Raw genomic sequence first — 14,579 nt, 5'->3', positions numbered from 1 at the left:
CCCGCTGCGTAGCGGGCTTGGCTTTGAATCATCTAAATATTGTCGAAGGCGAACTCGGTCACGTGATGGTAGGTTTCGCCGGGGTGGAGAATCCCCTTGGTGTGACCGGGTTGGTTGGGCGCGTCTGGCCAGAGCCCGGGCTCCAGAGCGATCCCCTGATGGTGCTTGTAGCACTTGCCGTCATAGGCCGGGGTACCGCCCAGATGGTTGCCTGTGTAGATCTGCATGCCGGGCTGGTCACTGTTGATGGTCAGCTGAATGCCGGTGTCTTTGGCTTTCAGCACACAACGGGTCTTGACCGTACCGTCATCGTCGGGCCACAGGTAGCAGTGGTCGATGCCACCAACCTGACTCAGGGCTTCCAATGGCTGATCCATCATCTCGCCAATGGTGCGCTCTTCGGTCAGGCACAGGGGGTGTTTACCGGTTTCTTCCAGGGTGACGGGGATGCCGTCTTTGTCAGTCATGACGATGTAGGGGGCATCGCTCTGCAGCTGATAGCCGGTGAGGTGACTGCCCAGGTTGAAGTAACTGTGCTGAGTCAGGTTAACCGGACAGGCTTTGTCGACCTCGGCGCTCATCTCCACAATCCAGCTCTTGCCCTTGAGCCGGTAATAGACATCCAGGTGCAGGTTGCCGGGGAAGCCCGCTTCACCGTGGGCACTCCACAGGCTGAGCTTGAGCCCATCTTCAATTGGGGTCAGCTGAAACACCTTGTGGTGGAAGCCTGCCAAGCCCCCGTGCAGGTGATGGGGATAGAGGTTGGCGTCAAGTTCAAGCTCGTAGCCATCCACCAGGCAGCGGGCATTGGCGATGCGGTTGGCCCAGCGGCCCACGACAGAGCCCAGGCAGGCTTTCTGAGACAGGTAATCGCCGGCACTGTCACAGCCCAGCACCAGGTTTTGCCATTGACCATCGGGGCGCTTGAGTTCCAGCTTTCTGACTATGCCTCCAAGGGCAAGCACTTCCAGTCTCAGGTGGTCATTTTCCAGCTGAAACCTGGGGAGTTCGCCAACGCGGTAATGTTCCCAGGAGGAGAGGGGGGTGATCTTAACGGACACTATGTGCTCCTGATACGGCATTGATGTTGAAGAAGGTAGCATAAACCCCGAATCGTTGGGCATATTCTTGTGTGACTTGCTCTACGATTGAAGTTTTTCTGGCCTTTGGAATCAATGCGATAACCTCTCCTGAGCTGAGAAGCCTGGCACCCCCTTCCTCCTTCACCAGATTGGCAAGGCTGGCGACCATGAGATCGGCCGAGCGGGACTCAATGCCGAATTCCCGTTTCAGAGACAGGTGAGCACTTTGCATCAGCGGGCCAATCTCATGGAGGCGACCCTCGACCAGGGCGTCGGCCAGATTCAGGGCCCTTTGTTGTTCACTGAGCAGGTGGCGGGCGCAGCGGAACAGTTCATCTGTCAGCAACCCCCTCGCATTGTTCAGTTGCTCCATGGTGAGATCGCGCAGGTTGGACAGAGAAAAGAAGTTGGCCACCTCCCTGGCTTGTTGTCGCTTCTGCTTTCTCTGGGCTGCAAACTGTTCCCCGTTCCCCTCCAGATCCACTCTGAGCAGCGCAAGCTCGCCGGGCAGGGGGATGCCCTGCCAACCCAACTTGCTGTAATCCACCAGGGACAGGTGGGCCTCGGTGGCCACCAGGGGTGCAAGCTGTCCGCCACCATCCACTTCGCCCCAGCCAGGAGGGTAGGCTTGATGGCACAGTTTGACCAGGCCTGAAGATGACAGCCCCAGGTCCAGATAGGTGTTCAGTCCGTAGGCCAAAGCCATGACGGCAGCGTCCATACTCTGGATGGGACGGGTGGATTCGGGAAGGGTGCACAGAAGGTGAAGGCCGCCCAGGCGGTAACCCCGGTGTTGCAAGGCAGCCACCAGGCCCTCCATGAGCCGCTGCACATCAACGGGGTAGGAGGAGAGGGGCGCCCCGCGGCTGTCGCACACTTCGATGCGGATGTGGTTATCGCCCCTGGACCCCACGGCAATGCCGGTGTATCTGTCCTCTGCGCAGCAAAGCATTAAACCCGGTGACAGGGCGCAGACCTCCCCCATGAGGTTCAGCTGCAAGGGGGAGAGAAAGCACTGGGACGGCTCAAGTCCAAAGTGTCGCAGAAATGCCTGTTCGAGAATGGAACGTCCCTTCACTATGACATCCTTTATCCATGAAGAGGGGCTGGCCCAGTCATTGTTCCTGTTGAGTGGCACTCTTTCAAACCCGACCGCCGAGGTCGCGGTGATGCTACACGCCCGGCGCCGGTCAACAGGCTCGTGAAAGGCGCCCGTCCCTTGGGCACCCGGATAATCATGCCAACCGGCATGTTAATGCAATGTTACGCCTGGGTGGTCTGAAATTTCAAGTGAGACCTGACGTGAAGGGGATTCTGCTGAAATATTACTGCTGCCGGTACTGGTTCAGTTTGCGGATGAAGTGGGGCAGGGAGGAGGTCGCGTAGCAGGCGCTGTGTTCTCTGATGTCCGGGCGGTTTACCAGCACAGTGCGGATTCCCATGTTTCGTGCAGTATCCAGGTTCGCCGGCTGATCGTCGAACATCACCGCCTGTTCGCCTCTAAATCCATACTTTTCGCAGATTCTCTCATAGGCGAAGGGATCCGGCTTCATCTTAAAATCGGTCTCTTCCACAGAGAACATGCCGTCAAAGCAGTGGCTCAGGCCCATCTTGTTCAACAGGCGCTCAGCGTAGGGGCGGGCGGCGTTGGTAAAGATGTAACACTTTTGCGGAAGGGCCAGCAGCAGCTCGGCCAGTTCCTCCTGGCGAGTCAGCTTGCTGGTGTCCACATCATGGGCGTAGACACTGAAATCATCGATATCCACTTCCGGGTGATGTTGCTGAAGCCCGCGAAGGGTGCCGCCATATCTGTGGTAGTAACCGAAGCACAGTTCGGTGGCTTGTTCTGGACTGAGAGCCAGTTTGTCGGCCACATAGTGCTTCATTCGGGCGCCAACCTGATCCAGGATTCCGGCGTCAGGATGGTAGAGGGTGTTGTCCAGGTCGAACAGGAAAACTTCGCGTTCTAGAAGAGGATTCAATGTGATGTCACTCCGTACTGCAGGGCGCACAGGATAAGGCTTTGCCGCCGGACACTCAAGTATAGGGCGTGTTGAGTCGAGTCATTGTCTCCGCCCGCCTCGGGACAGTTTCACCACAACCTGCCCTTGTTTCCTGTAATTTTCCTACCTATACTGGCCCGGTCTTGTCGGAGTGCCTTCGGGCTGAGACCGCATTGCGGAATCCGTGGAACCTGAACAGGTTAGAACCTGCGTAGGAAAACAAGCAACAGCCTGAAGGGAGTGATCCCCCTTACAAGTGATCCTGGATCGCCCCGCTCAGGTTGCCTTATTTTCAGGAACCCGTCCGACAAGCAATTTCCCCTTATTCCAACAGGAGATTGCTGATGTCGACCAGACGCCACAACAGAGAACAGGCCCAGGCCTACCTTGATGCCCTAAAGGGCCATCTTTTTCCCAACTCAGAAAAACTTTACCTAAGCGGCAGCCGCAACGACATTCGCGTGGGCATGCGCCAGATCCATCTGAGTCCGTCGGTGATCGGCGGCGACCGCGATAATCCCATTAGTCGAGACAACGACTCCATCCCCGTCTATGACACCGCCGGCGCCTACAGCGATCCGGGGTCTGAACTGGACGTGCGCAAGGGGTTGCCGCCTCTGCGCCGCCAGTGGATTCTCGAGCGAGAGGACACCGAAGAGCTGGTCGGTGCCAGCTCAGATTACACCCAGCAGCGGCTGGCGGATGAGGGGTTCGATCACCTGAGGTTTGAGCATCTGCCCAAGCCCCGCCGTGCCCGCGACGGCAGGAATGTTTCCCAGCTGCACTATGCCCGTCAGGGGATCATCACCCCTGAGATGGAGTATGTGGCCATTCGCGAAAACCTGGGGCGGGAGCGGATCCGCAACGAGATCCTGGCCCGTGCCCACCCGGGGCAAAGTTTCGGCGCCAACCTGCCAGAGTCCATTACGCCGGAGTTTGTTCGCGGTGAAGTGGCCGCCGGCCGGGCCATCATCCCCGCCAACATCAACCACCCTGAAGCGGAGCCGATGATCATCGGTCGCAATTTTCTGGTGAAGGTGAATGCCAACATCGGCAACTCCTCGGTCAGCTCCTCCATCGAAGAGGAGGTGGAGAAACTGGTGTGGAGCTGCCGCTGGGGCGCTGATACGGTGATGGACCTCTCTACTGGCCGTCATATTCATGAAACCCGGGAGTGGATCATCCGCAACAGTCCGGTGCCCATTGGCACAGTGCCCATCTATCAGGCTCTGGAGAAGGTCAATGGCATCGCCGAAGATCTGACCTGGCCCATCTTCCGCGATACCCTGATTGAACAGGCGGAGCAGGGGGTGGACTACTTCACCATTCATGCCGGTGTGTTGCTGCGTTACGTGCCCATGACCGCAGAGCGGGTGACCGGCATCGTCAGCCGCGGCGGCTCCATCATGGCCAAGTGGTGTCTGGCTCATCACAGAGAGAGTTTCCTCTACACCCATTTTGAGGAGATCTGTGAGATCTGCGCCCGCTACGACGTGGCCCTCTCCCTTGGCGATGGCATGCGTCCTGGCTCCATCGCCGACGCCAACGACCGGGCTCAGTTTGCCGAGCTTCAGACCCTGGGTGAGCTGACCAAGGTGGCCTGGAAACACGACGTTCAGACCATCATCGAAGGTCCGGGTCATGTGCCCATGCACCTGGTGAAGGTGAACATGGAGAAACAGTTGGAGGAGTGTTTCGAAGCGCCGTTCTACACCTTGGGTCCCCAGATCACCGACATCGCTCCTGGCTACGATCATTTCACTTCGGGCATCGGTGCGGCGATGATCGGCTGGTATGGCTGCGCCATGCTCTGCTACGTCACCCCCAAGGAGCATCTGGGTCTGCCGGACAAAGAGGACGTGAAACAGGGCCTGATCGCCTATAAGATCGCCGCCCACGCCGCTGACATCGCCAAAGGTCATCCCGGGGCGCAAATTCGCGACAACGCCCTGTCTCTGGCCAGGTTCGAGTTCCGTTGGGAAGATCAGTTCAACCTCTCCCTGGACCCTGACACCGCCCGGGCCTATCACGATGCTTCCCTGCCTCAGGAGTCGGCCAAGGTGGCCCACTTCTGCTCCATGTGCGGCCCCAAATTCTGTTCCATGAAGATCACCCAGGAGGTGCGTGACTATGCCGCCGCCCACCCTGAATCCGTATCGGGAGACACTCAGGTGGTCCAGGTGCAGGAGAGCATCGAAGCGGGCATGGCCGCTCAGTCCAAGGCATTTAGAGAGCAGGGCGGGGAGCTCTACCACGCCGTGGAAGGGGAGAGCCAGTGATGAGCAAGCCCATCGTCTGGACCATCGCCGGCTCAGACTCTGGCGGTGGCGCAGGCCTGCAAGCGGATCTTCACACATTCGCCGATCTGGATTGCCACGGTTGCTCTGTGGTAACCAGCGTCACCGCCCAGAGTTCGGTGGAGGTAACTGCCGTGGAGCGGGTCAGTGATTCGGTGTTTCTTGCCCAACTCGACACCCTGTGGCGAGATCTGCCGCCGGTGGCGATCAAGGTGGGGCTGCTGGCGGATGACGCACAGATCCAACTGCTGGCCAGGTGGCTGAAGGAGAAGCAGACCCGTGTTCCGGTGATACTGGATCCCGTACTGGTGGCCTCCTCCGGGGACCGTCTTTCCGGTTGTGACGGCGCCGAGCCCAGGTTTGATCCCCTGTTGCCTTTGGTGGCACTGGTCACCCCCAATGGCGATGAGCTGGCGGCGTTAACCGGTCAGCCCATCCAGCAAGCAATGGACGTGACCAGGGCGTCGAAAGCGCTGTTGGCACGGGGCGCCAAAGCAGTCCTGGCCAAAGGGGGGCATTTTGATCAGATTGCCGGACGCTGCGTCGACCTCTATCTGAGTGAACGTCAGCACTTCCTTCTCGATGGTTCCCGCATCGATACTCACAACACCCATGGCAGTGGCTGTACCCTGTCATCGGCACTGGCGGCGTTCCTGGCCCGGGGCTATGAGATGGAGGATGCTCTGGTACTGACCCGGGCCTATCTGCATTGTGGGTTGCAGCAGAGCCAACAACTGGGCCAGGGGCCGGGTCCCCTGGCCAGAACCGGTTGGCCGCAGGGGTTCGATGCTTTTCCCTGCGTGCCCCTGGCGGGCAGTGTCATGGAGCAGGTATTCGGTTTCAGCGGGCCCTATGGCGAGCCCATAGTGCCCTTTGAACCCTGCGATACCCGGGAGCTCGGGCTCTATCCGGTGGTGGACTCCCTTGAATGGCTGGAGAGGCTGTTGGCACAGGGAGTCAGAACTTTGCAACTGAGGATAAAGGGTCTTTCCCCAGAGGAAGCCGAACCTCTGGTGGCCAGGGCCGCAGCCATGGGGCGACGCTGTGGCGCCCGGCTGTTCATCAATGACTACTGGCAACTGGCGGTCAAGCATGGGGCCTATGGGGTTCATCTCGGTCAGGAGGATATGGTGGAGGCCGATCTGGGCGCCATCGCCGACGCGGGACTGCGTCTGGGGCTCTCCACCCACGGCTACTTTGAGATCATGCGGGCGGCAGCCCTGCACCCCAGCTACATCGCCCTGGGACACATCTTTCCCACCACCACCAAGGATATGCCCTCCCAGCCTCAGGGGCTTGAGCGCTTGGAACGGTATCACAAGCTGTTGGCGGGTCGCTGGCCCACGGTGGCCATCGGCGGCATCGACCAACAGCGTGCGCCCCAGGTCGCCGCGACCGGCGTGGGCAGCATCGCCGTGGTGCGCGCCGTGACTCAGGCGGCGGATCTGACCCGCTCGCTGGAGCAGCTGTGGTCCGCCTATGAGTCTGGCCATCAGGCCAGGGAGGCCAGTTATGTTGGCTGATAAAGCGTTTCTCAGATATGGCCGGCAGATATTGATGCCAGGCTGGGGCGAAAGAGGTCAGAGCCAGTTGGCGCAAAAGAGTGTGGCGATCATCGGCCTCGGTGGCCTGGGTGTACCAGCCCTGGCCAATCTGGCAGGGAGCGGCGTTGGCCGACTGTTGCTGGTGGAAGCCGACAATGTCTCCCTGAGCAACCTGCACCGGCAGTGGATCTACCAAGCCTCTGAGGTGGGGCAGTCCAAGGTGCAGCTGGCACGGCGCTGGGCACTGGGGCTGAACCCGGATATCCGGGTAGAGGCCTTTGCCCAGATGGCCGATGAGCGGGTGTTGGAGACTCTGCTTCCCGAGGTGGATCTGGTGCTCGACTGTACCGACAACCTCGATAGCCGCCACCGGATCAACGCCGCCTGTGTCCGTCACCACACTGCGCTCATCAGTGCCGCGGCCATTGGCTGGCAGGGTCAGTTGCAATGGGTGCTGCCCCAGGGCCCCTGTTTTGCCTGCTTCTGTCCGGCCGAAGAGGACGCACACCCTCAGGGCTGCAGCGAGGCCGGTGTGGCGCCGCCTGTGGTGTCCGCCATAGGGTCCCTTCAAGCGGCAATGGCCCTCAAGTGGCTTTTGGGGGAAGCGGTGGCGCCTGACCAGCTGTACCGCTTCGACGGCCGCAGCTTCCGATGGAGCCAGTTTACTCTGGCGCCCAATCCAGATTGTCCCCTGTGTGGAGAGCATCATGAATCTGATCATTAATGGCGAGAATCGCCAGGTGGCCAGTACCCACCTGTCTCAGTTGCTGGAAGAGTTGGAGCAGCAGGGCGGCGCGCTGGCGCTGGCGCTCAACGGCACCATAGTGCCCAGAGGCCAATGGCCTCAAACCCCCCTGAATGATGGGGACACCATCGATCTGTTTAGTGTTATTGCCGGAGGCTGATTATGCTCACCATTGCCGATAAAACCTTTGATTCCCGCCTGTTCAGCGGAACCGGTAAGTTTGCCTCCAATGACCTGATGATCCAGGCACTGGAGGCCAGCGGCTCGCAACTGGTGACTCTGGCGCTGAAGCGGGTGGATCTTTCCGGCAACCAGGGGGACATCTACGGCCCCATTCGGGAGCTGGGGGTCAATCTGCTGCCCAACACCTCCGGCGCCAAGAGTGCCGAGGAGGCGGTGTATGCGGCTCACCTGGCCCGGGAAGCCCTGGGAACCCGTTGGCTGAAACTGGAGATCCACCCGGATCCCCGCTACCTGCTGCCGGATCCCATCGAGACCCTTAAAGCCGCCGAGCAGCTGTGTGCAGAGGGCTTTGTGGTGCTGCCTTATTGTCATGCGGATCCTGTGCTGTGTAAGCGGCTGGAGGAGGCGGGCTGTGCCGCCGTAATGCCCCTGGGGGCGCCCATCGGCTCCAATCAGGGGCTCAAAACCCGGGAGTTTCTGCAGATCATCATCGAACAGGCATCGGTGCCTGTGGTGGTGGATGCGGGGATCGGTGCGCCCTCCCACGCCTGTGAAGCGATGGAGCTCGGCGCCGACGCCGTGCTGGTGAATACCGCCATTGCGGTGGCAGGCGATCCTGTGGCCATGGCCCAGGCTTTCCGCCAGGCGGTCAACTGCGGTCGCAGTGCCTATGAGGCCGGCTTGGGGCAGATCTCCACCCAGGCCAATGCGTCGAGTCCCTTAACCGGATTTCTGGGGTAGGCCATGAGCTTCTATGAGTTGTGGCAACAGCAGGATTGGGACCATCTGGCGCTGAGCATCAACGCCATCACAGAGACCGAGGTCAAGCGCGCCCTGGCGGCGCCTAAGCTGGATTGGCGGGGCTTCATGGCGTTGATTTCGCCGGCGGCGGCCCCCTATCTGGAGCAGATGGCCGGGCGTTCCCAGGCCCTGACCCGACAGCGCTTCGGCAACACCATGGGGCTGTATGTGCCTCTCTATCTCTCCAACCTCTGTGCCAATGAGTGTGACTATTGTGGGTTTGCCATGAGCAACCGCATTAAGCGCCATACTCTGACCGAGCAGGAGCTGGACAGGGAGCTGGATGCCATCAAGGCGATGGGGTTCGATGCCATCTTGCTGGTGACCGGTGAGCATGAAACCAAGGTGGGCATGGACTATTTTCGGCGGGTGTTGCCAAGGATAAAGGCGCGCTTCTCCACTGTGATGATGGAGGTGCAGCCCCTGGATGCCGCCGACTACGCCGAGCTTCGCGCCCTGGGTCTGGATGCGGTGATGGTCTATCAGGAGAGTTACCACAGACCCACCTATGGCCAGCATCACCTGCGCGGCAACAAGCAGGATTTCCGTTATCGGTTGGAGACGCCGGATCGTCTGGGCGAGGCGGGCATCGACAAGATCGGCATCGGCGCCCTCTACGGCCTGGCGAACTGGCGGGTGGAAGCGGCCTTGGTGGCGCTGCATCTGGAGTATCTGCAACGGCGCTATTGGCGCAGCCGCTACTCGGTCTCCTTCCCAAGACTGAGGCCCTGCACCGGTGGGGTTGAGCCGGTCAGCCCCATGGGGGAGCGGGAGTTGCTGCAGCTGATCTGTGCCCTGCGTCTGTTTGGGCCGGAGCTGGAGCTTTCCCTGTCAACCCGGGAATCCGAACATTTCAGAGACAATGTGATGACCCTGGGCGCCACCAACATGAGCGCCGGTTCCAGCACTCGTCCCGGCGGCTATGCCGACCCCAGCGAGGATCTGGCCCAGTTTTCTATTGATGATGCCCGGTCACCCAAAACGGTGGCAGACGCCATAGTATGCGCCGGGTTGACGCCGGTCTGGAAAGATTGGGACCGTGCGTTTAATGGGTTATCTGCATAAAACAGAAAGGCAGTGCTTTGCTGCCTTTTACTCATTGGAGGTAAGAAAAAATGACTATATATTAGTTATGTAAGTCAAATATTTGGACTTCTTAAAAGAGGATGGCAACTGTATAAGGTTGCTGGTTAGAGAATAAAATTTCAGGAATGGCTGAATATAAGCTTGTCTTTATGAGTCCACTCGGTAATTGGCTGTTTTCTTGATCTTTGCTTTTAGGCTGGATAGGGCTTGGATATTAGGAGGGGAAACTATTTGGAATATACATGCTCTGGCCATAACTCTTTGTTTAATTGATAGGGGGCAGCATTAATTGCCCCCTTGCGGCCTGAATGGGACATCCTTGTCACTCCGAGTCAAGAACCTTATTTAAAGTGGTAATTTCTTAGTCTGTGTTTGAACCATGCACTTCCCAAACACTCAGAGTTCCCTTACCCAAGGTGGCGCTGGCATTGGCGGTTCCATAGCCATCGTCGGGGTTCTCGACAACCACCTGACCGTCCTTACTGAGTTTGGCGAAGGCTTCGATGGTATGGCTTCCTGAGCCAATGTTATAGGCGAGGAAGTTGAAGGTGTGCGCTGACCGGGTATCGAGTATCAGTCCAATCTCTTCTTCCGTCAGAGTACATTCGTCGAACGAGACGATGCCGTCAGTATTGAGATCATCGCAATCGAGAATCCCACCAAGTTTGGCCCACAAGGTCTGGGTACGCTTATCAAACACGACGGTACCCGGTGCGGCAGGGACGCCATCGACATAGACCTTCATCTCAATGGTGGCATCGGCGGTGGCGGTCGTTTTTGTTCCTTTCTTACTGGCGACGACGGTCTCGGTGAACAGGCTGGTCTCGAAGGAGAGCCCAATTACCAGGTCCTTGGGGGTGCCCGAGTTTTTGAGCTCGGTTGACAGCACCTTGGTAAAGCCTTCTTCGTCTGTGATAGCGGCTCGTACAGCGGCTGCTCCAATAACCGCGGTACCATCATTGGTAAATGCTGACGCCGCGTTTTCTGCAAAGGTCGCGGGGGCAAGCAGCAGACTGCCGATCAACAGGGAGATTGATTTTAATTTCGAGTTCATCATAATTCATCATCCTTTAAAATCTAATAGATATCACCATCAAATAACCTTGAAAAAAAGTGAATGAATAGCGAAGGAATTAGAAAAAAGTTCATCCGCCGGAAACTCAATCCGGTTATTAGCAGTGAATTCGGTGGCTGGACTGCAATTAAAGCCAAGGTTATTAACCAAAACCCGCAATGATTTTAGAACAAATGAGGAAATATTAAAGGTAGCGCGTCAATAAATTGACTCCAGTCGCCGTCTGACTTGAGTATACCTGAAGTATACTGACAGATTTTCAATCAGTTGCATAAATTACTTGAGAGGGAATATTTTTTGATGTTTCCCAGTAGAGCTTCAGTAGATATCACTAATTTGTTATACCATTGTCTCAAATTAATGATTTTTAGACTAATGAAATAGTTTGTTTTTGCCTGTGCACCTAGGCTTGAAACCAATGAACATTGGTCAACATCGAACCTAAGAGAAAACGAAGAGAAAGCTTGTCTTAGATTGAAACAAGATTGCCTTCAGTTGATGTGCCAATTGGCCTGAATGACGTGAAGACTTAAGCGGGCCGGTTGATTTGAAGTGGCAGGATTGAGCTTGTCTTCTTGTGTTTTGGCGGTGGAACCCGGCCTTGATGATCGGGTTCCGTTCACTTGTTTACTGGGATTCAAACCCCTCGAGAACAATCTTGCCCTTGGCCTTGCCCGACTCCAGCAGGGTGTGCGCCCGGTGCAGGTTGGCCACCGAGATGACGCCAAAGTGGGCGTCGGCGGTGGTGATTACCGCGCCGGACTCCACCAGGTCGGCGACGGTGTTGAGCAGTTGCTGCTGCTTCACTCTGTCCCGGGTGCTGAACAGAGAGCGGGTGAACATAAACTCCCAGTGCAGAGAGATGCTCTTCTGTTTGAAAGGCATGATGTCCAGGCTTGGGGCGTCATCGATAAGGGCCAACTGGCCCTGAGGTTCAATCAGCTTGGCGATTTCAGGCCAGTGCTGTTCGCTGTGAGTCAGGCTGATGACATCGGTAATGCCGTCGATACCAGCTTCTGCCAGCGCGTTGGACAGGGGTTTGCGGTGATCGATGACCGCGTCGGCCCCCAAGTGCTTAACCCACTCCACGGTCTCCGGCCGTGACGCGGTGGCCACCACCTGGATGTTGGTCAGGTGGCTGGCCAGTTGCAGCAGGATGGAGCCCACACCGCCGGCGGCACCGATCACCAGCAGCTTTCTCTGACTCAGATCCGCCTTGGGATCCAGTTTCAGCCGATCAAACAGCAGCTCCCAGGCGGTGATGGTGGTCAGGGGAAGGGCGGCTGCCTGGGCAAAACTGAGGTTGGCAGGCTTGCGGCCAACGATCTTCTGCTCTACCAACTGGTATTCGGCATTGCTGCCTGCTCGGGTCAGATCGCCGGCGTACCAGACCTGATCGCCCACCTTGAAATCAGTCACTTTGTCACCGATGGCGACCACCTCGCCTGCGGCGTCCCATCCGAGGATCTTGTAGCCGTCATTCACCTGCTCGACACCGCCAGCGCGCTGGCGAACCTTGGTGTCCACGGGGTTGACTGAGATGGCGCGGACTTTGACCAGCAGATCTTCGCCGGTGGCACTGGGCACCGGCAGTTCGATGCTCTCCAGTTGGGTGTTACTGCTCAGTTGATGGGGCTGACGGTATCCAATGGCTTTCATGGGGACTCCTGATGACTGGGTATTGCCTTGACTTGTGTTGCTACGATAATTTGTAGATGGATGTTTAAAAACAGCCAATTTCTTACATCACTTTTAAAAGTTTTTTGAATATGAAGTCTCTCCAGGACCTGAACCTCTTTATCCAAACCGCGCGACTGGGCTCTTTGTCTGCCTGTGCCCGCCAGATGGATCTGACGCCGGCGGCGGTCAGTGCAGCCATCAAGCGACTGGAGACCGAATTGGGTTACCGCCTGTTTATCCGCTCTACCCGAAGCCTACGACTTACGCCCGATGGGGAGAGGTTTCTGGAGGGGGCCAGGGAAGGGATCAGCCTGATTGAGCAGGCGGCCAGGCCCAAAGCAGAGGATGACAGTGGTTACAGTGGCACCCTGCAGTTGTCGATGCCCTCTGCCCTTGGCAGAGAGCGACTGCTGGCGGTGATCGATGGGTTTCTGGAGGCCCATCCCTCCCTGGAGCTTAACCTCTCCCTGACCGACAGGTTAAGCGATGGCTTCAGTCAGCGGGTGGATCTAGCCTTGCGCTATGGCGCGTCGGCGGCCAGTGGGCTTATCGCCCTGCCGTTGATCCCGGACAATCGACGAATTCTGGTGGCTTCTCCTGAGTATCTGGCGCGCTGTGGCGAGCCGGAGACCCCTGAGGCCCTGGTGGAGCACCAGTGCCTCTGCTTTGTGTTGGGGGAGCGTCAGTACGATCTGTGGCGTTTCTGGGTCGAGGGGCGACTGCATCAGGTTCGGGTGTCCGGGAGCCGGAGGGGGGATGATGGTGCTCTGGTGCAGCGGTGGGCCAGGGAGGGCAGGGGCATCGCCTATAAATCCAGATTAGACCTGGAGCCAGACCTGAATTCCGGTGCCCTGGTGCAGATCGGCCCTCACTGGCTGGGAGAGCCAGCTCCCTTGAGTTTGTTGGTGACCGACAGACAGAGTCTGAACCCCGCGGTACGTGCATTGCATCAACAGCTCAAACAGGCGCTTTCATAATCAACGGCCGTTGGCCCCACTCGGTGCAATAAGCCTAGGAGCCCGGAGCCCCTTTGTTGCTAATCGGCGGCGTCGTCCGGATGCTGACTAGCGGGCTTAGAGGGGACACAGGCGATGTCACCTCCCATGGGGCTGCTGGCTCGAATCAGCTCGGCGAAGCGTTTGCCCGCCGGACCCAGGTTATCTTCGTCCGGGATGATCAGGTTGATGGGGATCAGGTGCTTGTAGACGGTGGATTTCAGTTCCACCAACTCTCCCGTCTCCAGATAGGGTCTGGCTTCATGTTCAGGTATCCAGCAGAAGCCGACGCCTCGCCTGAGTATGTCGATGGCGTCGCGGAACAGACTGACGGTCCAGCGCTCCTTGGCCCTCAGCCAGCCGATGTCCTTATCCGGATCCGCCGCTAGGGGACCGGTATCCCGGATTACGATCTGAAGCTCCTGTTCCAGTCTGGCGGGCTCGACCACGCTCTCGCGGGTCAAGGCGTGGCCGGGATGGCAGCACAGCACCATGCGAATCATCGCCAGGGGTACGCCCAGGTGGCCCGGCGGCACATGACCGGAGATGGCCAGATCCACCTTGCGGTTGGTGATGGCGTCGGTGGAGCCGCTGATGATGTTGTCGATGACCGTGACCCGGGTTCCGCGACTTTCCGGGTAGAAGCGGGATAGGGCATCGAACAGGTAATTTGAGGGGTAGATCGCTTCGCGGGAGATCAGCAATTCGTGCTCCCAACCCTGCTCCATGTTGGCGGCCAGCTGCTCCAGCTGCTCAATCTGCTGGGTGAGCTGCCTGGAACGCCTCAGCAGCACCTTGCCCTCATCGGTCAACTCCGCCTTGCGGCCTTTCACCTCGAGCAGTTGCACGCCCAATTGGGTCTGCAGCTTGGCGACCGCATGGTTGAGTGAACTCTGGCTTTTATTAAGCGCTTCCGCTGCGTGGGCGTAACCACCGTAGTCGACCACAGCCTGCAGAATACGCCACTGTTCCAGTGTGGAGTGGGGGCGGTACATCATTCGATTCCTTAGAATGGTTTAGTCAATATTATGCAGTTTTTTTCCCATTCTGTGCAATTAATATTGAGATCAACGAGAACGAACTGATTC

At 58.1% G+C, this 14,579-nt stretch carries 13 protein-coding genes and 1 riboswitch; of the genes, 7 read left to right on the top strand and 6 right to left on the bottom strand.

Annotation, left to right across the window (positions count from 1 at the left end; genetic code table 11):
* Positions 1-32: 32 nt before the first annotated feature.
* The 3 genes from ACN0RV_RS06730 to ACN0RV_RS06720 all read right to left on the bottom strand — a co-directional run bounded on the left by ACN0RV_RS06730 (position 33) and on the right by ACN0RV_RS06720 (position 3,064).
* A complete protein-coding gene (locus ACN0RV_RS06730; RefSeq protein ID WP_417346741.1) occupies positions 33-1,061 on the bottom strand; it encodes an aldose epimerase family protein in 1,029 nt (342 codons plus the stop codon).
* Positions 1,051-2,160, bottom strand: coding sequence for a hypothetical protein (locus ACN0RV_RS06725; protein ID WP_417346739.1), 1,110 nt, complete (start codon positions 2,158-2,160; stop codon positions 1,051-1,053). Before ACN0RV_RS06725 ends, ACN0RV_RS06730 begins: the two co-directional genes overlap by 11 nt.
* 247 nt (positions 2,161-2,407) lie before the next feature.
* On the bottom strand, positions 2,408-3,064 hold the full coding sequence (locus ACN0RV_RS06720) for a pyrimidine 5'-nucleotidase (RefSeq protein WP_417346738.1): 657 nt from the start codon (positions 3,062-3,064) through the stop codon (positions 2,408-2,410).
* A gap of 158 nt (positions 3,065-3,222) precedes the next feature.
* A riboswitch (TPP riboswitch) is annotated at positions 3,223-3,321 on the top strand.
* Between the two features lie 108 nt (positions 3,322-3,429).
* Between ACN0RV_RS06720 and thiC the strand changes: the two genes are divergently transcribed.
* Genes thiC through thiH form a run of 6 tightly spaced genes read left to right on the top strand, consistent with a single transcriptional unit; the run spans position 3,430 to position 9,720 of the window.
* Entirely contained in the window at positions 3,430-5,364 is a 1,935-nt protein-coding gene (gene thiC / locus ACN0RV_RS06715; RefSeq protein ID WP_417346736.1) for a phosphomethylpyrimidine synthase ThiC, read from the top strand.
* Entirely contained in the window at positions 5,364-6,905 is a 1,542-nt protein-coding gene (gene thiE / locus ACN0RV_RS06710; protein ID WP_417346734.1) for a thiamine phosphate synthase, read from the top strand. Before thiC ends, thiE begins: the two co-directional genes overlap by 1 nt.
* A complete protein-coding gene (locus tag ACN0RV_RS06705; RefSeq protein WP_417346732.1) occupies positions 6,895-7,650 on the top strand; it encodes a HesA/MoeB/ThiF family protein in 756 nt (251 codons plus the stop codon). The genes thiE and ACN0RV_RS06705 overlap by 11 nt, the downstream gene beginning before the upstream one ends.
* Positions 7,634-7,831, top strand: a complete 198-nt coding sequence (thiS, locus tag ACN0RV_RS06700; protein WP_417346730.1) for a sulfur carrier protein ThiS — start codon at positions 7,634-7,636, stop codon at positions 7,829-7,831. Before ACN0RV_RS06705 ends, thiS begins: the two co-directional genes overlap by 17 nt.
* A gap of 2 nt (positions 7,832-7,833) precedes the next feature.
* Complete coding sequence (locus tag ACN0RV_RS06695; protein ID WP_417346729.1) at positions 7,834-8,595, top strand: thiazole synthase; 762 nt, start codon at positions 7,834-7,836, stop codon at positions 8,593-8,595.
* Between the two features lie 3 nt (positions 8,596-8,598).
* Entirely contained in the window at positions 8,599-9,720 is a 1,122-nt protein-coding gene (gene thiH / locus ACN0RV_RS06690) for a 2-iminoacetate synthase ThiH (protein ID WP_417346728.1), read from the top strand.
* A gap of 382 nt (positions 9,721-10,102) precedes the next feature.
* On the opposite strand, the gene ACN0RV_RS06685 is transcribed toward thiH, so the two are convergent.
* A complete protein-coding gene (locus ACN0RV_RS06685) occupies positions 10,103-10,798 on the bottom strand; it encodes a hypothetical protein (RefSeq protein WP_417346726.1) in 696 nt (231 codons plus the stop codon).
* Between the two features lie 645 nt (positions 10,799-11,443).
* On the bottom strand, positions 11,444-12,475 hold the full coding sequence (locus ACN0RV_RS06680) for a zinc-binding alcohol dehydrogenase family protein (RefSeq protein ID WP_417346724.1): 1,032 nt from the start codon (positions 12,473-12,475) through the stop codon (positions 11,444-11,446).
* Between the two features lie 110 nt (positions 12,476-12,585).
* Between ACN0RV_RS06680 and ACN0RV_RS06675 the strand changes: the two genes are divergently transcribed.
* The gene (locus ACN0RV_RS06675; RefSeq protein WP_417346718.1) at positions 12,586-13,473 is read left to right on the top strand and encodes a LysR substrate-binding domain-containing protein; all 888 of its coding nucleotides are present in this window, start codon (positions 12,586-12,588) and stop codon (positions 13,471-13,473) included.
* A 59-nt stretch (positions 13,474-13,532) separates the two neighbouring features.
* Here the strand turns inward: ACN0RV_RS06675 and ACN0RV_RS06670 are convergent, their stop codons facing one another.
* Positions 13,533-14,486 (bottom strand): LysR family transcriptional regulator, encoded by a 954-nt coding sequence (locus ACN0RV_RS06670; protein ID WP_417346712.1) that lies wholly within the window; start codon positions 14,484-14,486, stop codon positions 13,533-13,535.
* Positions 14,487-14,579: the final 93 nt, after the last annotated feature.

The organism is Ferrimonas sp. (assembly GCF_048263965.1).
Taxonomy (GTDB): domain Bacteria; phylum Pseudomonadota; class Gammaproteobacteria; order Enterobacterales; family Shewanellaceae; genus Ferrimonas.
Note: the sequence above shows the minus strand (reverse complement) of the source record. Positions and strands in the feature narration are given on the sequence as shown.